Source organism: Flavitalea flava (genome assembly GCF_054461575.1).
Window position 1 is genome coordinate 143,628 of record NZ_JBTLQH010000001.1, and the last position, 23,398, is coordinate 167,025.

Here is a 23,398-nt window from a genome sequence, read left to right on the forward strand (position 1 = left end):
CTCCGGGGCTTAGGGAAGGTTGCTCCAAGCCCCGGATCCTATTTTAGTTCGAATAATGCCAGTTTTCCTGCTGAAAGACCGCGATTAATAAATTCGATCTTCTTTTTTGCGGGAATAAAAAGATAATCTCCCTTTTTACTGAATGGTTTGCCGTTCACCAGAATATTGTTGACAAGGATATTTTTTCCAGGATCGCCCCGCGGCGGATTTTCCTCCGGGGAATCTGTTAGCAGGACTACAAGGACAGGGGCCGTTCGTTCCTGTAAAGAAAAATGGGTCCGGGGTTGCAGATTAAGCAGGTAACCCCGGACCGGTAATTCGTCAAATAATAATTGGAAAGCTGTATTTTTTATGGGAGAATCGGGGTTGATTTCAACCGGGAGTTTGTTCCTTCTGTTCAACAGTTCGATATCCATGACATGGAACTCCGAGGTATCTTCGTTCCAGACCCGGTGAATACGGGGCTGGGTATAAAAACCATCGAACCATATATTTCCAAAAGTCACGGGAGCATTGGTCTTTTTTTCTTCGATGATCACTTCCGAACCCGTCTTTACATTGGACAGAACGATAAAGACCGAGGGGGTCTCATGTTTGTGAAAAAAAGAAGTGTCTCCGGGCCCGATATGAACATCCAATACCCGTACCCAGGCATTTTCGAATACATTGTGGTGTCTTGGTTCCTTGCTAACCGCTACCGGGTTTAGGGCGTTAGGTTTTGATTGTGCGACTGAGGAATCTTGTTTACTTTGTGCATAGCAGGATACCTGAAGGGAAAGGATGGACCCTGTTATCAAACCGATGATCATTAAGAATGGTTTCATTCGTAGGTGCATACCTTTTTTTCTTAAGGTACCACTTTTATGATAAAAGTATCCTTCAGGCAATTTTGTTTGTCCTTCACCGTATAAGTCGTGGTGGAAGAGGGCGTCACGGTTATGCTTTTTCCGGAATTGCCGGTGGTCCAAATAAAATCTCCATTATAGGACGCGGTCAGCGTCACGCTTTCGCCCTTTTTAATCTTGATCGTCTGGTTCCGGTTGACCCGTTTCATCATCGTAAAACGATCCCTGATCTCTCCGTCAGCGCAAATCCATTTCAGGTCCAGACGGTTACCCTGTACTTCCAGCATAGCGGCGCCGCCATGAGTGGCGTCGGAATAAGGAAGAGCTTTGTGAGGATAACCAATCTGATGGCCTCCCAGCTGCCCGGCAGAACCGCTCACGACATAAACCGTTCCCTGGTAACCCTGTGCGGAGTCTTTAATATAGGGGCAGGAATTGGCGCTTCCATCGTAAAAACCGGAGGAGTTACTGACCAGGTTGCTGCCTGGATTAAAGCTCGCCTGCATTCCGTAATGGCCTTTCATTAATTTGGACCGTTCGTAATCATGGCTATGGCCGCAAAGGACCAGATCGACGCCATAACGTTCCAGTATCCGGATAAAATTTTTCCGAATCGCTTCCAGTTCATCTACACTATCGGAGTTGTGTGATCCTCCTGTATAGGGAGGGTGATGCCAGTAGGCTACGATCCAACCTTTATTCTGATTGGCATCCAGGTCTTTTTTGACCCATTGAACCTGCGGGCCAAGAGTATCATACAGGCGGTATTGGTCCTCTTCTATACCATAGGAATCGAGGGAAAGGAAATGGATATTTCCCAGGTCGAAGGAATAAAAAGAAGGATTATGGGAAGGTGTTCCGCCGGCTTCCCCCTTCGTGGGCATGGAGAAATTATGATAATAGGCCACTTCATGGGTTTTCTGGGAGACTCCGCCGGTAAGGTCCCTGTCCTTATAGTCGTGATTGCCCGGAGCGGGGTATAATGGATATTTTTTTAGCAGGTTGTCTTTGTAAATGTTAAAGAAACCGGATTGATATTCCCCATCGATGCCCGTCCCATAGGCGTTATCACCTAACAGGATCCAGGAGTTCATGTAATTATTGCCCAGGTAATGAATTACCTGGTCCCTTACAGCACGCTGGTTTACGGAGTTATTGCCGCAATCGCCAAAGGCGGCAATGCGGTAAAGCCCTTCCGATCCGGTCAGGGGAAGGGTCATAAAATAATTGTCCGGTCCTTCCTGCAGGGTATCCTTTAAGGTTCCGATCAAATAATAATATTTTGTTTCCGGTTGTAATCCCTCCAGGTTAAGTATATGTTCGGTAGCGAGCGTATTATCTGAAACGGTTTTGTCAAGGTTTTGCGGAGAAAGGCCGTAACGAACGACTCCCCTGTTTAAAATGGATGTTCGCCAGCGGATGATCATGCTATGCGGTGTTCCTGTCTGAAGATAAGGGCCCCGTAGCAGAAGACTGTTACCATTTGGAGAAGTAGCTTCCTGAGCGAGGGAAAGGAGAGGAAAGGCCAGGAGAATGGTCAGCAAGGTTACAAGGGTTCGTTTCATTGGGGTTTTTGGAGACGAAATTAACGTGTTCCTGCTGTATTTTGGAAAAGATTAAACTTTTTTAATCATGGTTTAAATTGTTTTCCTTCTGCCAAGCTGCAAGGTGAGGGTAGTGCTCTGTAAAATTGCCGTCTTTATCGAGAATACCTGCTCTTATGAAAGAACGCAGGGCTTCTTCTTTAGTAGGAGTCTTCTTTTGCAACTCCGCAGCTAAATCCATTAAATTTTGGTAATCTTTTTCACTCATAACTAAATATTTCAATATAAAGATAAAAGAATTTTGAATCAGAAAAAACTTACAAACAGCCTAAAAGTAAAATTAAATTGTTTGGGCATTAGTCTTGTCGATCCAACTATTAAAATCCACTTCTTTCCTTAGGCGAAAAAAACCTTTTATACAATTTAAATTTCGGACACAAATTTGAATATGAGTTTTTTCAAAAATTCCAGAGCCTTCAAATACCGGCCCTCCTTCAATAAATACACCTCTGGTAGAATCAAAAACTTTATATTTCGTGAAATCTCTATAGGTAAAATCTTTTTGAACCTGTTCGAGTATTTCTCCATGCATAAATTCAATCGCTGCGCAATCCAATTCCCTTAAAATTTTATCATTATGACGATCATTTGGCAAACTTCGGTTTCGTGGTATTTTTACCTCGGAGGCCTTATATTGGGCAACCATAGGATCATAATAAGACTTAATCATTTTGATATACTACTATCCATTAAATCGCAGCAATAACCTAAATCCAATGTTGCTCCAATAACCGCGGGAGTCTTTATAGTCCCCCGCTTTTTTTTATCCATTGCCCATTGCCAGGCTCTTTCATAATTATTCTCCCAAAAGTAAATCACATGCCCCAACCAGTCATAAGGTTCTTTACTAATTTTCACCTTATCAGGATTATTAAGAAGTGCCTCACACACTTCGGCTTCACAACCATGGAAACCAATTACTAAATTAGGTCTGATGTCGTACATACGTCATTAATAATTAAAACAGTTATTAAATAACAGCAGAATGAATTAAGAAAGATTTAGAATTAGTATCTCCGGTATCTTCTTGTTAAATTTACAAGGCATATCACAGCCTGACATAAACCAGTAATAGATCGTAAATTAAAAATAAAATTAATGTTCCCCGTATTTGGTAAAAATCCTTCCGGAAATCGTTTTAAAAAGATTCAGCATTCCCCTAATTATCTCAATGGTGCATTTCAGAATCAGACGCCAACGCCCGTAGCCCTCCAGGGTGTTTCTGTTTTTACGATGTTAAGAGAGTATAATCGTAAACCAAAAGATACCGTCCCCCCAGTTCGTCTTCCTTCTGTCAGAACCGATCTGATCAACCTCGCCCCGGAATCACCGGTCATCGTCTGGTTTGGGCATTCTTCTTACCTGATAAAGGTTAAAGGATTCAACATTCTGGTGGATCCGGTATTCAGCGGTAATGCCTCCCCCTTCTCCTTTTTCGCCAAAGCTTTCCCCGGATCGGATGTATACGGCGTTGCCGATCTGCCGGATTTAGATATGGTCATTCTAACCCATGATCATTATGATCACCTGGATTACAAGACCATCCTGTTGTTAAAAGATAAAACCAAACATTTCTATACTTCTCTTGGAGTTGGGGCTCATCTTGAATATTGGGGAATAAACCTGGATAAGATCAGCGAATTCGATTGGTGGCAAACTCAAACGGTTGCTCCGGAGATTACGCTTACGGCAACGCCAGCAAGACATTTTTCCGGACGAACCTTCAAAAGAGGGCAGAGCCTTTGGTCCTCATTTGTATTGAAGATTTATGGATATTCGATTTTTTTGGGTGGGGATTCAGGATATGAGCAACATTTTAAAGAGATAGGTGACCGGTTTGGCCCGTTTGACCTGGCCATTCTGGAAACCGGGCAATATGGGAAACATTGGCCTTATATCCATATGCTGCCGGAAGATACGGTCAACGCGGCCAAGGACCTGCGTGCAAAAGCCCTATTGCCGGTGCACTGGGGCAAATTTACCCTTGCCCTGCATCCCTGGAATGAACCGGTCCGACGCGTGGTCAAGGCCGCCGCTGCAAACGGTCTGCCCCTTGCAACACCGATGATAGGAGAACCGTTCATCCTTGGTGTTGATTTGCCCGGTAAAACCTGGTGGGAGTTATAATCGGTAACTTACCGGGTTACATTGGTAATCCGTTCCAACCGTTCCATCCGTTCTTTAACGGCTTCTAAAAATTCCCGGGGCTGATCAACGAAGCATAAAATAATACCTGTAGTCTTCCGGATGCCAAACAAACGTGTCACTGATACCGGTCGTTTCAACCAGATCAGGATATTATGCGGTTCCAGGTTCTTAATCAAAGCCATTTTAACGAAATAAACTCCCTGCTCATCTTCTGAGAATTTATGTTCATCCGATATTATTTTAGACTTTTCCGTGATGGGTTTAGTATACATTTCAATACGTTCAACATCGGCAAAATCAAGTATAGCATCTCCCGCTAATCCGTTACGTATCTCTAAACCTTTATTCGTAAGCCGGGTTGGTCTTGCTTTGATAGCCCGGATATGTCCGAACAATTGCAAACAGGTATAGAGGCTAAGCCCGGTAAAAATCCAGGCAATCGTTTGGTTCCATATGGCAAAAAGAAAATGAGTACCGGTCGTCTCTATCAGGAACAGACTGATGAATACACTCAACAGGAGGGTTACCCCATTTTTTTTGTAAGAAGAAAATGCTGTCTTATTGTCGATGGTAGTATCCTTTATTCCAATAAGGGAATAATAAAGAACGGCTATTTCTGAAGATATAATATTGGTGATTTTTTCATTTCCGATGACCGTTTGCAGGATCGCCCTGCAATGCACTAAAAAATCGATCTTTTCTACCGGACGGTTCAAACCATGCTGAAGGCAATGGGTATCCTGCTTAATTTCTACTTTCCTGTTTTTTTTGAGGGTTTGGTTCGCCCCATAAAACCGGTAAGCAATAAAAGACAGCACCGTAAATTCAATGACCGGAGAAATCCATTTTTTGGTCAGGTCCAATAAAGGATGGCTTTTATGATAGAGCAACCAACCTGCTAAAAGGGCGCCAATCATAAAGGCTCTGGCAACGGTCATTTTTGAAACCGTCGTGTTCCGGATGAACAGGAAATAGATCAGTGGTGCGGTCAGGGTCAAATCCAGGGTTATAGCGGTTGAGAAAAGAGAGGGATTAGATTGGAAAACAGCGCTAAAGGACAGAAAAGCACAAATAACAAAGACCAGGAAGGGCATTCCGATGGCAAGGATCCAGTTAGGTTGTTTTGTTGTCGTCATGATAAAAGGTTTATGGGCCAAATGCAGATAGCGTAAAAGATCCTCAAATTTACCGATTTAAGCAGGGAATTGAGGGATTTTGAATAAAATTCCCTATAATTATAGCATACAATCATAATAACAATCTAAACAAGGGATCATAAAAGTGAAATAAGTCCTTAAAAAAAGTAAAGAGATGAAAGCCATTCTGAACAACCTTCCGGATCTAAGCGATTTTAGAACAATTCCTGCCGAAAAGATAAAGGAATTCAGGGACCAGGGACATTTGTTGGTGAGTCAGGTTCTTGACCGCGAAGAGGTATCCGCCTACCGGGACATCCTGGTTGAGGCTGCGCATACCTGCAATACGGAAAAACGAAGATTGGAAGATCGGGATACTTATGGCAAGGCTTTTCTGCAGATCATGAATTTGTGGCGTTCGGATGAAAGGGTAAAATTTTTTGTATTATCCCGGCGCCTGGCAAAAATGGCGGCCGATCTGTTAGGGGTGGAGAATGTACGTCTCTATCACGACCAGGCTTTGTTCAAGGAACCAGGAGGCGGACCGACTCCCTGGCATCAGGATCAGTATTATTGGCCATTGGATACGACCAATACAATTACGATTTGGATGCCCCTGATGGATATAAATACCGAAATGGGTATGCTGACCTTTGCATCCGGCTCGCATAAAAAAGGCTCCGTATTGGAATATGAGATATCAGATCAGTCCGAGGGGGAATTCGAACGGTATATAAAAAAAGAAGATCTGCCTATTTCCAGGGCAGATGCCATGCAGGCCGGTGATGCTACCTGGCATTACGGCTATACTATTCATAATGCTCCCGGCAATCATTCCGGAATCACCAGGGAGGTAATGACAGTGATCTATGTGGCGGACGGCGCAAAAATAACAGAGCCGCAGAATAAATACCAGGAGAATGACCGGCAGACATGGCTGCGGGGCAGACAGGCAGGGGAGGCTGTGGATTCCGATCTTAATCCCCTGCTGCTCTGAAACAGGGGTCTGTCTTCACGATAAGACATCTGTCTCCTCAAACTTATATTTAAATTTCTTCAAATAATCGCTTGGTGCCATGCCGGCTATTTTCCGGAAAACACGATTAAAGGTAATGGGACTTTTAAAACCTGTTGCATAGGCGATGGTGGCCAGGGAATCAAAATCACTGGAAATTATTTTTTTACAGGCTTCACTGATTCGGATCTCGTTTAAAAAACTGATATAGGTCTTCCGGGTATGTTTTTTGAAATATTTGCAAAAGGAAGGTGGGGTCATAAAGGCGATGGAGGCGATTTTAGAGAGGCTTATATCCTCATTATAATGTTCCATCGTATATTGGTAAATATCATTCATCCTTAATCCCTCCGAGTCTTTGAAGCTGTGGTGGAAGCCGGTTGACAATGATTTCCATTCCCCGACATCACCGGCAAGCCGCTGTAACAGGTCCACAAGGAGCATTAATCGTTTAAGTCCGAACGTAGTACGGATCTGAAAAATATCATTTTCAATATGCCTGGCATAGGATTCCGGAACCTGTAATCCAAACTTGGTTTTGCCGAGGAATTTTTTTATGACTCCTAATTCGGGTAAACTGAACAGGCAATTCAATACGCTGGTATGATCAAAAAAAATGTGTATGGAATGGGTATTGATTTCCCCCTGGTTGGCAAAATGGGCCTGATCGGACTTGAATATATGCGGCTGATTGGCGCCAATGAAATAAATATCTCCTGCCTGGAAAGGTTGGGTATAATTTCCAAGGATCAGCGTCCCGCTGCCTTTAATGATCATCGTGATCTGGGCTTCCTTATGGCGGTGGAGGTAATTATAAAAGAAGGGCAATTGATCCTCTTGTACGACTACCGAGAATTCATTAGCCACCGGTACTGTAAATTGTAAGACTTTCATCCGGAAGTTTTTTTCAACTTTTCAATATTACCAATATTAATTAAATGTTTTTAATTAAACATAAAGGAAGAAACCCTTAGTCTTTATGCAAACGTTTGCGTAAACGGCTATTGTGGATAATTATTGATGCCTATTGGACAATTCCTGATAACTGTCTTAACCCCCGGATCTGTATTTTTGAAAAGTACCGAGCCTTTCATTTATAACTACCTTCGCTGTCAAATATTTATAGCACACATGAGAAAACGACAGAAGGCTTGTTTACTGGTAATTTTAAGCCTTTTCACCGTCCGGGCCATCAGTAATCCCGGTGCGTTTTTCAACGCACCGGGAGAGCCGGCGGATCAGCTTCCACAAAAGATCGCTCAATATCAGGCAGATATCGAAAGTTTAAACCGCGTATATATATTTAAGGACAGTCCTGAATATTATGAAAGGCTTCGCCGTTATAATCATGAGGCATTGACAAGCCTGCAGGAATTGAATTTCAACTCTTTAACTGTATCCGATCAGGTAGATTACCTCCTTTTGCAGCGTAATATCCACCAGGCGCTAAAAGAATTGGATCAGGCAGAAAAAATTTATGGGCAGGTACATTTTGCCCTTCCTTTTGCTCAACAGCTTATGGATTTGCAGATCCGCCGTCGTCGCGGAAATATTCCTGATGGAGCAATGACCGCCCAAATTTTGGATAGCGTAAAAAAAGAGATTTTAGCTGCCCGCCTGCAATTGGAAAAACAAGCGCCCTTACAGAGAAGTCTCACTAAAAAAATCATCGATGTGACCGAAAGTGTCCGATCCGGTTTAAAAAATACTTATGAATTCTATTATGGATATGATCCCGGGTTTACCTGGTGGGTAAAAAAGCCTTATCAGGAAACTGATTCTGCCCTTTCAGGGTATATTCAATACCTCAGGTCGAAGATAAACGGGGAAAATGCTTTTGTAAATCCCATTGGGGAAGATAAACTAAAGGAATTACTGGAATTCGAAATGATCCCTTATGCTCCGCGTGACCTGGTGGACATAGCCAATAGGCAATTTGCCTGGTGCGAAAAAGAAATGAAAAAAGCCTCAGCGGAAATGGGGTTTGGTGAGGATTGGAAAAAGGCATTGGAAAAGGTGAAACAGCATTATGTTGAACCCGGCAAACAGCCAGAACTCATTAATCGCCTGGCTGAAGAAGCCATTGCCTTTGTAGAAAACCACGACCTGGTAACTATACCGTCCCTGGCGAAAGAATCCTGGCGTATGTCAATGCTGACGCCTGAACAGCAGCGGTTTGCCCCATTTTTCCTGGGCGGCGAATCGATCCTGGTTGCTTATCCTACCGAAGATATGGACCAGGAGATCAAGGCCATGAGCATGCGAAGCAACAATTACGGATTTGCGCATGCAACCGTTTTTCACGAATTAATTCCCGGACATAATTTGCAGGGGTTTATGGACAAAAGACACAAGGCCTATCGTTCTGGGTTCCGGACTCCTTTTTCGGTTGAAGGGTGGGCCCTGTATTGGGAGATGCTGCTTTGGGATAAAGGTTTCCACAATACCCCGGAAGAGAAGATCGGTGCTCTTTTCTGGAGGATGCACCGGTGCGCGCGCATTATTTTCTCTTTGAATTATCACCTGGGAACATGGTCTTCACAACAAGGTATCGACTTCCTCGTAGAGAAGGTAGGGCATGAGAGATTTAGCGCAGAGTCGGAGGTAAGACGTTCCTTCACAGGAGATTATGGTCCATTATACCAGATTGCCTACATGATGGGTGGACTACAACTACGGGCGCTGCACCGGGAACTGGTGGATTCGGGCAAAATGAAGGACAAAACATTCCATGATGCTTTTTTGCACGAGAATTCTATACCTGTGGAGCTTTTCAGGGCCATTATTACCAGGCAAAAACTCGATTCAGCCTACACCACAAAATGGCGTTTTGCCGATGAGTTTAAATGATAGGTTACTTATTTTTTTTCTGTTTTATCGCGGTGATATAACCATTGAAGGAGATCATCTGCCGGTTGGTGCTCGTCACTTGTAAGGAAGCGTAGCCATCCTGGGAAATACTGAGCGATAGCTGCTGTACATCCCGTTTATCCTTGGGTTTGATCTGAACATCCCAGCCTCCTTTTTTACGAGCTGTCACGGTATAATCAAAGTCTTTCGAAGTAAATTGAATACCGCCCTGGGTTGGATCAATCGGGGCCGAATAGGCTCTTCCAAAATAAGGAAGATAACAGATAATGGAGCTTTTGGTTACTTTCAGATCGTAATCACTGGTCAGCTGCCGGGTTCTACCGCTCATCGGCATGGCCGACTGTGCTTTAAAAACATAGCTCTGTGAGTCTACCAGGTTCTTGATTGCCGTTTCTTTTGCCGCTTGTTTGTCCTGTTTGGTGGACTGGGCCGGCACTATGTAAAAAAGGCAAACGGCAAGTATACAAAGGGATGTTATCTTTTTCATATATTAAATTTACGTAATTGCCTTCGGGATTAAGTGGGAGATCTGGTAAAATTTGCAATAAATTTGCAACTTGAAAAAAAATATACTCCTCTTCCTCGCGGGGATTCTTTTCTCTGTCTTATGGGCTTCAGCTTCCACGGCTACCAAGCTCGGCCTTCGTGCGGCGCAGCCTTTTGTCATTTGTATCGCGCGATTTTTCCTGGCGGGCTCCATCATGCTGATCATAACGCATGGACTGTTGCGCAACAGGATGCCTGCCGGAAAGGAATGGGGCCAGCTGGCGGTATACGGTCTGCTTAATATCAGCCTTTACCTGGGTTTATATGTAATTGCCATGCAACACGTATCCCCGGGGCTGGGGTCCCTGGCTGTAGCCACGAACCCGGTATTTATCAACCTGATCGCCTCCCTGCTCTTCGGCCTGCCTTTACGAAAATCGACACTGATCAGTTTATTGCTTTGCAGTACCGGGGTCGTTTTGGCGGCATGGCCGCTGTTGAGGAACAGTTCCGCAACTCCGGCGGGCCTGCTGATTCTCCTGGTGAGCATGCTGGCCTACTCTGGCGGAGTATTGTATTTTTCCAAACGCGCCTGGAATGATCTCCCGATGTTAACGATCAATGGATGGCAGACCATGCTCGGGGGCATTTTTTTACTGCCTTTTGCCTTTGTCTTTTATGACCCATCCGCCAATAACTGGAATCATGAATTCCTTGGGTCGGTCTTATGGCTTGCTATTCCCGTTTCTATCTTCGCTGTTCAGCTTTGGCTTTATCTGTTAAAAGATGATGCGACCAAGGCCTCCTTTTGGTTATTTCTATGCCCTGTATTTGGTTTTCTTATTGCCAATCTGATCGTGCACGAACCTGTCGGCCTGTTTACAGTTGCCGGGATGGCCCTGGTCATTGGCGGCCTTTTTCTCATTCAGCGGAAGGTACATTCAGATAGGTAATAGCAGGCTGGCTAATCCATTCATTTGTCCTCCAGGAATAATGAATGGCTGTAACGGTAGTTTCTCCGTTTTGTGTTATATTTACTCTATTAAATTAGTAGACTATATCATGAAAAAGAATATGCCTGTATGGAACTGTGGGAATAAAGTGCAATGTAACTGCAGGGACAATTATGAAGTTTCTGTGAATAAATACAGATGACGTTCAGGATGGCGTGATTTTTTAATAATGTTGTGATATTACCCTTATTTGGACCTTGACCATTAAACCTATCTTAATTATGCTTACGAAACGCAAAGACCTTGCTGCGATTCAGGAGGTCCGTCTATTCATCGAAGAAAATTTTGGCAGCGAAATCCCTGTAGATTCCCTTTGCCGAAAATTCGGGCTCAACCGTACCAAACTTCAGGAAGGATTTTCCCAATTAACAGGGCTCCCTGTACATTCTTTCATTTCAAGCCTGCGCATGAAAAAAGCAATGGCGTTATTGAAGGAGACAGAAGAATCTATTAAAGTGATTGCTATGGAATGCGGGTACAAAAATGTCAGCAGCTTCACCCGAGCCTTTACCAACTATTGCCATTGCTCTCCATCCCGGTTCAGGGCGAAATCTTTTTCCGCTGGTTTACTCTTAGAAAAATCCGGACAATCGGACAAGTAAAAATGTCAATCGGTAAACAGCCTGATTTGGAAATGCCTCACGGATAGTCGTAGCTTACACCCAGTTATTTCAGCTTAAACGCAATCCTAAATAATCAGCATGAAAAACACAAAAAATAATTTTCGATGTTGTTAATCGCTTAAACTTCTCCCGTATTCGGTTGCGCAAATCAACCACCTGTTTCATATCTGCTCTACACGAATAATTTTTTTCCTAAGGTCTTCCTGCATGGGACTTTTCAAGTCCGCCATCCGATCATCGGCCCGCTGTGCTGTTTTGTCAGCCCAAAACGGCGTTGACCGGGCTTTGTCAGCAATTCTATGTCACCTAATCAGCGTTGCTTAATTTGTAAACCTTCATCCCATGAACAGAAGAGTAAAAATAAAGGATTATGATATGCCTTATATCCTTGAAGTCCGAAAGATCATTGACGACAACCCTAAACTGAATGTTAAGATTACAGACCTGGCCCAGAAAGTGGGTATCAATGAGTGCAAGTTAAAATACGGGTTTAAAGAGATCTTCAAGAAAGGAGTGCATCAGTACCGGCTGAGTCTACGTCTGCAGAATGCAAGAGACCTGCTGGAGGGTACGGATCGCACTATCGAAGAGATTGCATATGCAGTCGGCTTTGAGAGCAGGGACGGATTTAGTAATGCCTTTAAAAAGGAATTCAAACGATCTCCCCGGCATTGGAGAAATGAGTTATTGACCCTATCGGAATGAAATACAGGGTTAGTATTATATTAACACTTTTACTATTGCTTTTCTTTAGGGTAAGTAGTCAGCAAATCGAAGGAGTCATAATAGATTCTGCAGGAACACCATTAAAGGATGCTTCGGTAAAGATCCTCAGCCTTCAGGATAGCCTGGTTACTATCAGCCGGGCTGATGGAAAGTTTATGATAAAGGTTTTTAAAGCTTCCTATTTTACCATTCATGTAAGTTTGATAGGATACAGACCGGCTGATAAAAAAATCATTTCTGGAAACGGAAGGTTCATTATTATCGACACTATCCGGTTGATGCAGGATTTTCATTTGCTGGACACTATCCGGATTATTTCAATAGCTCCAGTATTACTAAAGGGTGACACCATTGAATACAGGGCAGGTGCTTATTTGGCGAGGAAAGGAGACTTTGTGGAGGATTTAGTGAGGAGATTTCCCGGGATAACTGTGGACTACTCCGGCCAAATCATGGCTCAGGGGAAAAAGATAACAAAGGTAACCCTGAATGGGAAAGATTTTTTTGGTGATGATATCCTTATTGCTACCAGGAACCTGCCTTCGGAAATAATAAAGAATATTCAGGTTATTCAGGATTATGGAGAAGAATCGAAAATAACAGGAATCAAGACAGGCCAGCCAGTTTCGGTCCTCAATATTAATACCCGGGATGATAAGACTTCAGGAAGATTTGGCCAGGTAACGGCTGGAAAAGGTACTGATGGTCATTACCTGATTAATATCTTTGCTAATCAATTCAATAAAGAAAAAAGGCTGGCTTTTTCAGTTTCTGCAAATAATACAAATGCAGGGCTGGTGAGTAACGACCAGCTATCGATTGGGGCCAATTACGGCGACCGTTGGTCGCCTATACTAAGCGGGGATGGTAGTTACAATTTTTCGCACTCGGGCAGGCTAATAACCGGGAGCACTGAGATTCAGAGTTTTTTCCCAAACGGAAGTACCCTGAATGATAATAGCAGTAGTTCCATATACCATTCTGATTCTCATAATCTGAATTATAAACTGGCCTTCAATATTGACCCAAAAAACAGTTTATCACTGCATTCCCGGTTTAGTAATGCTGTTTTTTTGTCTTCCGAAAGAAATGATTTTAATTTTTATCAAACGGACAGCCTTCATAAAAGAAAAACAAGTGGTTTTTCTCAAGGTGGAAGTACCGGGCAGGCATTAAGCCTGGGTACAGACCTGTTGATCATTCATCATTTCAATAAACATGGTAGAATGATAAGTCTTTCAACCTCTTTTGATAATAACAATAATAACGGGCGTAACGATAATATTAATAATTCAATGACCTTTTTAGAGGATACCCTAACTTTCTATTCTCCCCTGCATCAGAAAATAGATAACTACAACCAGACAACCAAAATCAATGTAAAATTTACTTTTATTGAACCCATCGGCCCTTCATTGAAGCTATTTGTAAATTATGGTTATATAAATGATTTGAATCAATCCCGGCGGAAAACTTTCTCGATTGATAGTGTGACGGACAGGCCTGCATTGATTGATAGCCTAAGCGACATGTATACCTATTCCCTTGTTACTCACCTTGCAGGAATTGGACTGAATGGAAGTAGTAAGAAATTTGATTATTTCGTGGATATTTCTTTGCAGCCTTTTATCTTATCAGGAAATCCTTCAAAAAATATTCCTGTTCTATACCGGAAAGTTACCCTAATACCTGCTGCCAAATTGATATATAAATCTGGAAGATCTTTGAATCTTAGTGTGGGATATGGCGCAGGAAGCAATAATCCCGGGTTAATGCAATTGCTGCCGGTAACAGACCTAAGTAATCCACAATATCCGGTTAAAGGGAATCCAGGGTTGAAACCATCTTATACACATAACTTCACCCTGAGTATTAATAAAACCAACTTTCATTCAGGAGATTTTTTTTTCCTTAATCTCGGGCTAACCGAAACTCAGGACAATATCGTCACGAATGTGATTAATGATCCGTTAGCCCTTCCAGGCCCTGCCGGAACCGTTATACAGGAGACCCGGTATATTAATGTAAATGGGGCATATTCGTTGAATAGCTCTTATAATTACTCAAAACCATTCCTTAAAAATAAAATTGTAGCCGGGATCGGTGGCGGGCTTAATTATAATAATAATATTGCATTTATCAACGGTTACAGATCTGTCAATGCCAATTGGATCTGGAATCAAGGTTTGCAACTCACTCTAAGCCCCGATGTTTTCGATCTATCCTTCAGCGCCGATTTTTCCTTCAATAAGACAGATTATAGTTCGGGGTCGAAGAAAAACCCGACGGTCAATAGTATCCAATTTGGATTTAACGCGCGCCAGTTTTTGTTTCATACCCTTCTTTTGTCCTGTGATTTTAGCCAGCTATTCACGAGGGGATATGGTATTCCTGTCGGAGAAAATCAAACCATTCTCAATATCTTCCTTGAACAAGGATATTTTAAGAATAAAATGGTCACGCTTAAGCTTCAGGGATATAACCTCTTCAATGTACAGGCAGGGATGGCAAGATCCGTTTCCGGAAATACAATCACGGACAGCCGGATAAACCAGATTGGAAGATATTTTATATTCTCAGGTAATATACGTTTAAGTGAATTCTATGCTATACGAAAAAAGCAAAATTCCCATAGTAATGATGAGTAGATCAAACCTATAGTAATAATCCCGATTCATCGTGTTTTTATCCCGATTGATATTGTTAGTATAGCTAATTTACATAGTAATAATAGTAATAAGGAGGGGCGGATTTTATTAAACAAACATGATATTCAAATTGTATGAAAATAAGAAAACTCATCACTGAAATTATTTGTTTTGCCTTATTGTTGAATTTCTTCTATGACGGCATTTATAAGCTCGTGCATATTCAGGAATATCAATTCTGGCTGAAACATGCTGCTTTTGTAAAATTGATGCCCGGTTATTTCACCTATACGATTCCACTGGTGGAAGTGGTATTAGCTATCCTGATCTTAATTCCATTATCCCGGGTATTTGCCTTATACTTAAGTATGATTCTCCCGATCATTTTTATTTTGTATGTCATGAGTTCTTTTTTGTTTAGCCCGTTGATATTTTGGCCTTTTCATGGATTGTGGGCTCATCCGTCGTGGATGCAAAAAATGGTCTATTCCCTTTTGTTATCATGGCTGGCATTTACTGCTATTGTTATTTATGGTGGAAAGGGTTTCTTGATTAGTAAATCAAAAACATTGCGCAAGACACCTGTAAATGTTAACTAATGCAGGTATCGGTTTGCCCGTATCCGAAACATAATTATGGGCAAAGGGGAAGCCGAAAACCTTTAAAACAGAGTAGGCAATTAAATGTTAAATTCTTTTTTATGAACAAGGTAAAAATGTTTTTTGTTGCTGCCTCACTTTTGTTAGTGACTGCAGGTGTATTTGCCGGTAAGGCTAGATTCGATACATATAGTCTTTATGTTTCGAATAATGCAACGCCAACCACTCTTAACAGTTTTCAGCTGACCCCTGCAACCACTGTCGCATTGATAGATCTGACAACTTCCGGATCCACAGGTCAGGCTACGGTTACCAATACGAGCGGGACCGCCTTTAAATTATATAGGGTAGTGGGCAGCACTTTCACTCCCTTATATGCAACTGGCTGGTAATTTAATTTAATTCGGCAGCATAAAGTAACCCAATAGTTTTTTTGTATTCAAAAAGGCTATTGGGTTATTGATTGTTTACAGTCCGGCTTAATAACCATTATTTTGGACCAGATTTGGATCGGTCCTTAATTCGGCCAAAGGGATGGGATACAACAGAGCATTTTCCGTCCAATGTGGTTTAATCGGTGACAAAACAGAAGTAGCCTGACCGGTTCTCTTAAGATCCAGCCACCGGTTGCCCCATTCTGCAAACAATTCGATTTGCCTTTCATTGGCAACGGCAGATAAAAGATCTGTCTGGTAAGTAAACGAAATTTCGGAAAGCCCGGCCCTGGCACGAATTACACTTAGGTCTGAAGAGGCGGCTCCCAGGTTATTTTGATTTGCCCTTGCTTCGGCCCTGATTAAGTATTGTTCTGCCAGGCGGAATACCATATAATATTCGGAATATGGCCCATTAATGGTGGCCTGGCCGGGGCCAGCCTTATATTTGTAGGGAATGGAATATTTGCCTCCTTTATAAGAAACCGTTTCGACCCAATAAGTTTTTCTTTTGTCTCCCGGCTCAAATTCCGCTAACAATTTTTCAGATAAGCAGGCAAAAGGCGCAAAATTTGAGTCTGGGGGGATTAGTTGATAACCTTCCGGGGTTGTATTGTACGAAATAACTGCTCCAGAATTGTTTTGTTGTAATTGCCAGATTGCTTCACTGCTGTTGGTCAGGTAAACTGAATTTAAATCCGTGGCAAGTGAAAACAGGGTGGTATTTTCAATAATGGTTGTTGCTTGTAATTCTGCATCCTTCCAGTCCTGTATGTATAGGTACACCCGGGCTAAAAGCGCCGTGGCGGCCCACTTATTTGGAACGATTCGCTGCCCGGAGCCAACAGAAAAATCGACAGAAAGACGATGTTGTGCATCAAGTAAATCGGCTATGATGGTTTGATAAACGGCCGGTACTTTTGTTTGACCGAGCAAACTGGTTTTATGCCAATTTGTAGTAGTCACCATAGGAATCTCTCCAAACAAATTTATTAAATAAAAATTGCAAAAGGCCCGGATAAATTCTGCCTCTCCGGTTAGTTCATTTTTTACCGAATCATGAACTCCCGAATTGTTCTGAAGGCCATCGATTATGGAATTGGCTGCATAAAGGATAGAATAGGGGTTGCCCCAAAGATTGTTGGTTATAAAAGGATTGCTCGTTGCGATGCTGTTTTGTTGAAATTCTACATAATCATTTTTAGTCTGATCAAAGATAATTAGTTCGTCTGCACTCAGACCGGCAAAAATCGACAAACCACCACTGGAAAAAGATAGGGCATTAGTGATCATGTTTGAATACATACCGGCGGCTGCAGAAGTGGCCTGGTCATCTGTCGAAAATACCTGAGAAGTTGAAATTGTACTTATTGGCGGTGGTATGTCTACTAATTTTTTGCAGCCTGCAAAAATCCCCAAAAAAAACAAACTATAAGTTATTAAAATTGGCTGGGAGGGCATAATATAATTTTTAAAAATGACAGGAAACCCCTGCTGTGATTATTCTTGCAATGGGCAGTGAGCCAAAACTCTGAAGTTCCGGATCTGAGCCTTTATAGTGAGTTATCAAAAGAAGATTTTGCCCCTGGATATAGATCCTTAAATTTTTTATCCCCGTTCTGACCAGTAATTTCTCAGAAAGGGAATAGGATAAGGAGACATTCTGAAGACGTATGAAGGAAGCGTCGGTATATAATCCGTCTGATTGGTGGAAAAGCGTAAAATAGTTGCCATAATAATAAGGATTGGTCGTAAAACGGGGCGTATTGGTTATATCGCCTGGTTTTTGCCATCTGTCTAATACAGCTACAGGCTGATTGGTATTGTCTCCCGGAGCATCAAGCGTAGCATTGGCATTTAGGCCGATTTGATTTCTAAAATAAAAGCGCAGGCTGAGTTCCCAATTTTTGTAACGGAATTCGTTGGTAAATCCACCGTCAAATTTTGTGCTCAGGTCATGATAATAGGTATCGTCTGAGGTTTTTCCGGATGGATCGATAGTTATCTGGCCATCTTTGTTTTTATCCTGGAAAGCGTAGACCCCTGTTTGTTGATCGGTACCGGTATAGTGCAAAAGTCTCTGGGTATTCAAGGATTGACCAATGACAAAATTTGTGGCATATGGAGATTGAGACAGGTTCGGATAGTCGAGGAGCTTATTTCGGTTAATACCGATTAAGAATTTGAATGACCAGTTAAACTCTTTTCGGTCAATAGCTCTTACGTTTAGCATAAATTCCCAACCGGTGTTTTGTACATCGGCAGGACTGTTGGATGTCACACTTGTGAAACCCGAAAACAGAGGTGTTGGAAATGGGACTAATTGATCATTACACCGATCACGATACCAGGCCGCCTCGATTGTAATCCGGTCTTTCAGAAACCCCAGATCAATAGCGGCCTCCAGTTTGCGATTGATTTGCCAATGTAGCAGTGAATCTGTATGACCCTGCGGGGTCAGCGGCAATGCTCCATTATAGAGGCCTCTGCCAAATGGCCATCGGCTTAGATAGCTGTAATTACCGATCTGATCTCCTCCAGTAGTACCATAACTCCCTCTCAGTTTGCCCAGGCTTAAAAAATGAAGTGCATTTTTCATCCATTTTTCCTCGCTGAAGATCCAGGACCCGCCAAGGGATCCAAAATTTCCGTATTGCCTTCCGGGTCCGAATTTTGAAGATCCATCCCTGCGGGCATTCAGATTGAGAATGTATTTGTTCTCCCAGTTATAGTTGATCCGGCCAAATAATGCGGCATACTTGTATTCGCCCAAGCCATTGGTTGAATATTGGGAAGGGGCGTTCGTAACCGAATATAGTAAGGCATCATTTTTATAGCCGCTGCCGGTTAACATAAGTGCGCTGGTGGAAGTTTGCTGCATGGATGCACCTCCAAGGATATTCAGTTTGCCTTTATTGATAAAACTGTTAAATTCCAATTGCGGTTCAATAATTAAGTTATGGGTTTGTGTATTTCCAAAATTTGCCCGCCCGGTGGGGTGATAGGCTGGATCCTGCGATCGGATAGGTGTTAAAAATTCCTGGTTGTTTTGAATATTGTTATAACCAAAATTCGTTTTAGCCTGTAGCCCCTTTATAAGCTCATAACTTAATACTAAATCACTGTTTAAGGTATTGGTTGTGGCAGAATAGGGTTGAAATAAGCCTGAAAACGGATAACCACCGATGCCTGCATCCCAATCTGCAAAGTTCGGATTACCTTTAGTATCATATACTGCCGGGCCGTTTGGCGGGAGAGTCACAGAGCCGGGGACACCGATCATATCCGAAGAAACAAGGCTGTAGCTTCCGGAAAATAGCAGATTGAAACGCTGATTCAGGGATTTATGATTTAAATTCAGGGACAGAGAACCCCGTTTGTCTGCGCCGCTTGTTGTCATAATTCCCGTTTGATAATGATATCCTGCACCTATGCGAAAAGTAGTTCTTGCATCTCCCCCAGAAAGATCTGCCTGAATATCCGTCATCTTACCAGTTCCATTAAACAGATATTTTTGCCAATCCGTATGGCGGAATGTGTCAAGAACAACCAGGTCAGGTGCATTGTTTATGTCGACCGGTAGTTGATCATTTGCTAGTGCTTCTTTGCGCATGGCAACATATTGTTGAGTATTAAGGAGACGGTAAGGCTGCGAAACATTACTAATACCCTCGGAAACATTTATTTCCAGCTGAGCCTTACCTGGCTTGCCCTTTTTGGTGGTGACCAGGATTACGCCATTGGCGCCTCTTGAACCATAAATCGCAGTGGCATCTGCATCTTTCAATATTTCGATACTTTCGATGTCTGCCGGATTAATGCTGAAGAAAGGGCTTTGCCCATTGGCAGGACTTTGAATCCCGCTTTGAATTATTCCCTGCGAGCCATTCGTATAACTGTCTTTATCGTATAAGTCTAATATGGTCAGGGGAACTCCGTCAATAATATAAAGAGGGTCTGAAGGCGCATTTGGATTAATCGTATTTCTTCCCCTGATCTCGATCTTAATTGAACCGCTGGCATATCCGCTTGTATTAGTGACTACCACTCCTGCAACCTGCCCTTGAATAGCTTGTAACACATTCATCACTGGCTGTTTGGCAATATCTTCCGCCCGGACAACGCCAATATTTCCGGTTGCCAGTCTTTGGCTTGTCTGACCATACGCTTGTACGACCATCTTATCAAGTTCGTTGGTGGCAGGCTCCAATATCAGCAGGAGGTTGGTTCTGCTTTTTACCGGAACTGTCTGTGCCTTGTATCCGATAAAGCTCACATCTATCAGGTCTTCCGAAAGTATATTTTTCAGGATAAAATCACCATTGGCATTTGTCGCCGTACCTCTTCTTGTCCGTTTGACGATGATATTGGCATTTACCAGGGGCTCCCCTTTATCGTTCGTCACCCTGCCCCTGATCTCACCTATGCCAGAGGGGCTGTCTGTTGCGGAGCTTGCTGGTTGCGCTTCCTCCTTTTTTTTAATAAAGATGGTAGTTCCCTCAATCGCATAATCCAGGGGCTTATTTTTAAGACAAATCTTCAGGAATAATTCCAGCGAAACATTTTTCAGGTCCAGGGTGACATTGCCTGCCGACTTCAACATGTCTTCCCCATTCTCATAAAAAATGCCATATCCTGTCTGCTTTTTCACCGAGGCAAGGACAGTTTTAAGTGGGACATCCTTTCCGGAAAAACTTACTGTTTGCGGAGGGGGCGCGGCACATACGGGAAGATAAATCAATAATAACAGAAGGGGCGACCAGATAAGGACAAATAACAATTGTTTTGGCAAATGGCTCATGGTGGTTAGTTTAAATAATTCATGCAAACGGGCAAGACGGGCATGATCCGACATCGAAGATCGACGAGCAATCAGCTAAAAAGGAAGCGTGGAATCAAGGAAAGGTTAATGGTAATGGCTTTTCTAAAGAAAGGGAAATAGTTATTTATTTTTTATTTTGACACGATCAGTTTTTTCCCTTCAATATGGAAATGCAGATCCTTCTTTTCCATATGGGTCAGAATAGCGGATAGCGTCAGATTCCGGTCAATTTCACCATCATATCGGTAATCGGGGACCGGGATCTCAAATTTTACGTCTATATCGTACCACCTTGCCAACTGTTGCAAGGCTTCTTCAATATTAGTATGGTCAAAATGGAAATAACCTCTTTTCCAGGATATGGCCTGTTCTGTGTTTATGTCCTTCAGGATCTGCCAACTTTCTTCCATGGTGCCTTCTACGGGAACGACGGCCTGTTCTCCCGGTGCTAATAGTGTTTTTTTATCTCCGCTCACGAGTTGTACTTTTCCTGATAACAAAGTAGTCCTTATCTTTTTTTCGCCGGCATATGCCATTATATTAAAACTGGTCCCCAGTACATTGACAAACAAACCATTTATTTTTACACTGAAGGGAACCTTCACATGACCATCTCCGTCAGACCGCGGCGCGATCTCGAAATAAGCTTCACCGGTTAGTTCTACCGTCCGGTTATTGCCGCTAAAAGAGGTAGGGTAACGTAAGGAAGAGGCATTATTCAGCCACACTTTGGATCCATCCGGTAGCACCAGTTGAAACTGACCGGCATTGGGTGTTGTAAGGGTATTATACACCACCGGCGGCGGACTTTTTTTCCCGACAGTTTTATCAAAAGGAGAGGATTTATCATCGCCGGCTATTTTATCTTCAACAGATGATTTCTCGTTTTTGGATAAGGTATATTCCAGCCTGTCCTTTTCTTTGATAAGATGTGCATCGCCTTGTCTGGCCAAACTCCCATCTGCGGTTTTTTCCAAAATAACAACGGATCCATTAGCCAAGGTTAACGTCGCTTTGCTGCTGCCGGGCAGAATATCATTTCCAGGTTTGTTTCCTGCGGATCCAGCATTGGTAAAGGAAGATTTCTCCGGGCGGGTCGCCCACCAAAAAGCTCCCGCTGCGAAAAGAAAGAGCAGACAGGCTGCTGCAGCGGCGACCGGGACTCTTTTGTACAACCGATGATGTGCAAGGATGGTAGGTTCGATCTGCTTTGTATCTTTTGCCTGTGCTTCCTGAAAGCCGGATAATTGCTCTTCCTGCAAGCCTTTTTGCATATCTGCCTGCAAAAGAAATTCGATCTTCTGCCAGATAGTACCCCGTACTTCATGGATTTCCTGCATATCTGCCTGGAGTTGACCGGGATCGTTCAACTGATTGTAAACTAGCCGGTTGACTTCTGAAAGTTGCAGCCAATGCTCCAATTCCATACGATCTCCTTCCGTCATTTCATCTTTCAGATGCATGATGATCAGTTCTTTTATCCGGTCGTTGCTCAGAGCCATTCTTTTCGTATTAATTTTTCGATCCGGTGATTACTTGTTATGTGGATCCGTATAAACTGTAATTAAGAGGATGCACTTATCTAATTAGACGGTGGGAATTGTACTTTGTACTCAATTATTTAATAATAAATTAAAAATTTCTTAACAATGCAAATGTTTGCCTGCCAAAAATTAATTGCCTTTCATCAGCGGGTTATCCTTGGTTATAATGAGAAAGAGTCAGTAGATTAAAACAAAGCAGGGTAGTTACCAGGGCATTTTTGGAGAGCAGGGATATGCGTAGTATTTTGATAGCGCGCTGTTTATAATTTCGGACGGACTGATTGCTGATCCCTAAGATCCCGGCAATCTCTGTATTGGATCTTTCTTCGATATAAGAGAGTAAAAAGACTTTTTTGCAGCTTTTTGGCAGGTTCTCTATTTCTTTATAAATTTCTTTTAATACTTCCGCTGCAATATCGTCCTGTAAAAAGCCGGTTTCCGTCTCCTGCTGCAATAGATAGATCAATTCTGCCTGTTTTAGATTTTGCCTTTGCTGGCTTCGTAAAAAGTCGAGGCAGGCATTGCGAATTGAAACATAGAGAAAGGCTTTAATGTTTTTTATACTCCCGAAGTCGGTACGTTTTTTCCATAACCGGGCAAAGATATCTGCTGTAATATCTTCCGCAGTCCCCTGGTCTATTATGAATCTTTTGGCAAAACGATAAAGCGAGAGGTAATACTCATTATAAATAGTGGTAAAAGCCTGGGTGCTGCCGCGAGTAAATTGAACTATCAGATCGTTGTCAGGATGCTCCATCAGATGAATTTCAGGCTATCTGGTATATTGTTGACTATTTCGGGTATTCATATAGCTCCTGTTCCGGAGCTTACAGATAAAATAAATATGGATGGGTAGCACAAATGAACCTTGATTAAATCGCCGG

General features: G+C 42.6%; 21 protein-coding genes. 9 read left to right on the forward strand and 12 right to left on the reverse strand.

Annotated elements, in window-relative coordinates; genetic code table 11:
* Positions 1-38: 38 nt before the first annotated feature.
* From ACX0G9_RS00500 to ACX0G9_RS00520, 5 genes are all read right to left on the reverse strand, one after another.
* Entirely contained in the window at positions 39-824 is a 786-nt protein-coding gene (locus tag ACX0G9_RS00500; protein WP_459062870.1) for a hypothetical protein, read from the reverse strand.
* Between the two features lie 23 nt (positions 825-847).
* Positions 848-2,410, reverse strand: a complete 1,563-nt coding sequence (locus ACX0G9_RS00505; RefSeq protein WP_459062871.1) for a purple acid phosphatase family protein — start codon at positions 2,408-2,410, stop codon at positions 848-850.
* Between the two features lie 61 nt (positions 2,411-2,471).
* The gene (locus tag ACX0G9_RS00510; RefSeq protein WP_459062872.1) at positions 2,472-2,657 is read right to left on the reverse strand and encodes a hypothetical protein; all 186 of its coding nucleotides are present in this window, start codon (positions 2,655-2,657) and stop codon (positions 2,472-2,474) included.
* A 72-nt stretch (positions 2,658-2,729) separates the two neighbouring features.
* Positions 2,730-3,119, reverse strand: coding sequence for a hypothetical protein (locus ACX0G9_RS00515; protein ID WP_459062873.1), 390 nt, complete (start codon positions 3,117-3,119; stop codon positions 2,730-2,732).
* Positions 3,116-3,394 (reverse strand): hypothetical protein, encoded by a 279-nt coding sequence (locus tag ACX0G9_RS00520; protein WP_459062874.1) that lies wholly within the window; start codon positions 3,392-3,394, stop codon positions 3,116-3,118. Before ACX0G9_RS00520 ends, ACX0G9_RS00515 begins: the two co-directional genes overlap by 4 nt.
* A 153-nt stretch (positions 3,395-3,547) precedes the next feature.
* Between ACX0G9_RS00520 and ACX0G9_RS00525 the strand changes: the two genes are divergently transcribed.
* Positions 3,548-4,576, forward strand: a complete 1,029-nt coding sequence (locus ACX0G9_RS00525; protein ID WP_459062875.1) for an MBL fold metallo-hydrolase — start codon at positions 3,548-3,550, stop codon at positions 4,574-4,576.
* An 8-nt stretch (positions 4,577-4,584) separates the two neighbouring features.
* On the opposite strand, the gene ACX0G9_RS00530 is transcribed toward ACX0G9_RS00525, so the two are convergent.
* Entirely contained in the window at positions 4,585-5,733 is a 1,149-nt protein-coding gene (locus tag ACX0G9_RS00530) for a hypothetical protein (RefSeq protein ID WP_459062876.1), read from the reverse strand.
* Positions 5,734-5,908: 175 nt separating this feature from the next.
* Between ACX0G9_RS00530 and ACX0G9_RS00535 the strand changes: the two genes are divergently transcribed.
* On the forward strand, positions 5,909-6,730 hold the full coding sequence (locus ACX0G9_RS00535; RefSeq protein ID WP_459062877.1) for a phytanoyl-CoA dioxygenase family protein: 822 nt from the start codon (positions 5,909-5,911) through the stop codon (positions 6,728-6,730).
* Between the two features lie 15 nt (positions 6,731-6,745).
* Here the strand turns inward: ACX0G9_RS00535 and ACX0G9_RS00540 are convergent, their stop codons facing one another.
* Positions 6,746-7,642 carry an AraC family transcriptional regulator gene (locus tag ACX0G9_RS00540; RefSeq protein WP_459062878.1) on the reverse strand — a complete coding sequence of 299 codons (897 nt, stop codon included), beginning with the start codon at positions 7,640-7,642 and terminating at the stop codon, positions 6,746-6,748.
* A 237-nt stretch (positions 7,643-7,879) separates the two neighbouring features.
* On the opposite strand from ACX0G9_RS00540, the gene ACX0G9_RS00545 reads away from it, so the two are divergent.
* Entirely contained in the window at positions 7,880-9,598 is a 1,719-nt protein-coding gene (locus ACX0G9_RS00545) for a DUF885 family protein (protein WP_459062879.1), read from the forward strand.
* Between the two features lie 4 nt (positions 9,599-9,602).
* On the opposite strand, the gene ACX0G9_RS00550 is transcribed toward ACX0G9_RS00545, so the two are convergent.
* Entirely contained in the window at positions 9,603-10,106 is a 504-nt protein-coding gene (locus ACX0G9_RS00550; protein ID WP_459062880.1) for a DUF4251 domain-containing protein, read from the reverse strand.
* 70 nt (positions 10,107-10,176) lie between these two features.
* Here ACX0G9_RS00550 and ACX0G9_RS00555 point away from each other — a divergent pair, with 70 nt between their 5' ends.
* From ACX0G9_RS00555 to ACX0G9_RS00580, 6 genes are all read left to right on the forward strand, one after another.
* Entirely contained in the window at positions 10,177-11,058 is an 882-nt protein-coding gene (locus ACX0G9_RS00555) for a DMT family transporter (protein WP_459062881.1), read from the forward strand.
* A gap of 281 nt (positions 11,059-11,339) precedes the next feature.
* Positions 11,340-11,720, forward strand: a complete 381-nt coding sequence (locus ACX0G9_RS00560; RefSeq protein WP_459062882.1) for a helix-turn-helix domain-containing protein — start codon at positions 11,340-11,342, stop codon at positions 11,718-11,720.
* 363 nt (positions 11,721-12,083) lie between these two features.
* Complete coding sequence (locus ACX0G9_RS00565; RefSeq protein ID WP_459062883.1) at positions 12,084-12,446, forward strand: helix-turn-helix domain-containing protein; 363 nt, start codon at positions 12,084-12,086, stop codon at positions 12,444-12,446.
* Positions 12,443-15,115 carry an outer membrane beta-barrel protein gene (locus ACX0G9_RS00570; RefSeq protein ID WP_459062884.1) on the forward strand — a complete coding sequence of 891 codons (2,673 nt, stop codon included), beginning with the start codon at positions 12,443-12,445 and terminating at the stop codon, positions 15,113-15,115. Before ACX0G9_RS00565 ends, ACX0G9_RS00570 begins: the two co-directional genes overlap by 4 nt.
* 134 nt (positions 15,116-15,249) lie before the next feature.
* Positions 15,250-15,714 carry a MauE/DoxX family redox-associated membrane protein gene (locus tag ACX0G9_RS00575; protein WP_459062885.1) on the forward strand — a complete coding sequence of 155 codons (465 nt, stop codon included), beginning with the start codon at positions 15,250-15,252 and terminating at the stop codon, positions 15,712-15,714.
* A gap of 101 nt (positions 15,715-15,815) precedes the next feature.
* Entirely contained in the window at positions 15,816-16,106 is a 291-nt protein-coding gene (locus ACX0G9_RS00580; protein WP_459062886.1) for a hypothetical protein, read from the forward strand.
* Positions 16,107-16,193: 87 nt separating this feature from the next.
* On the opposite strand, the gene ACX0G9_RS00585 is transcribed toward ACX0G9_RS00580, so the two are convergent.
* From ACX0G9_RS00585 to ACX0G9_RS00600, 4 genes are all read right to left on the reverse strand, one after another.
* Positions 16,194-17,441 carry a RagB/SusD family nutrient uptake outer membrane protein gene (locus ACX0G9_RS00585; RefSeq protein WP_459062887.1) on the reverse strand — a complete coding sequence of 416 codons (1,248 nt, stop codon included), beginning with the start codon at positions 17,439-17,441 and terminating at the stop codon, positions 16,194-16,196.
* Between the two features lie 178 nt (positions 17,442-17,619).
* The gene (locus ACX0G9_RS00590) at positions 17,620-20,949 is read right to left on the reverse strand and encodes a SusC/RagA family TonB-linked outer membrane protein (RefSeq protein WP_459062888.1); all 3,330 of its coding nucleotides are present in this window, start codon (positions 20,947-20,949) and stop codon (positions 17,620-17,622) included.
* A gap of 152 nt (positions 20,950-21,101) precedes the next feature.
* Positions 21,102-22,472, reverse strand: a complete 1,371-nt coding sequence (locus ACX0G9_RS00595) for a FecR family protein (RefSeq protein WP_459062889.1) — start codon at positions 22,470-22,472, stop codon at positions 21,102-21,104.
* A gap of 193 nt (positions 22,473-22,665) precedes the next feature.
* Positions 22,666-23,271, reverse strand: a complete 606-nt coding sequence (locus tag ACX0G9_RS00600; protein ID WP_459062890.1) for an RNA polymerase sigma factor — start codon at positions 23,269-23,271, stop codon at positions 22,666-22,668.
* Positions 23,272-23,398 lie beyond the last annotated feature (127 nt).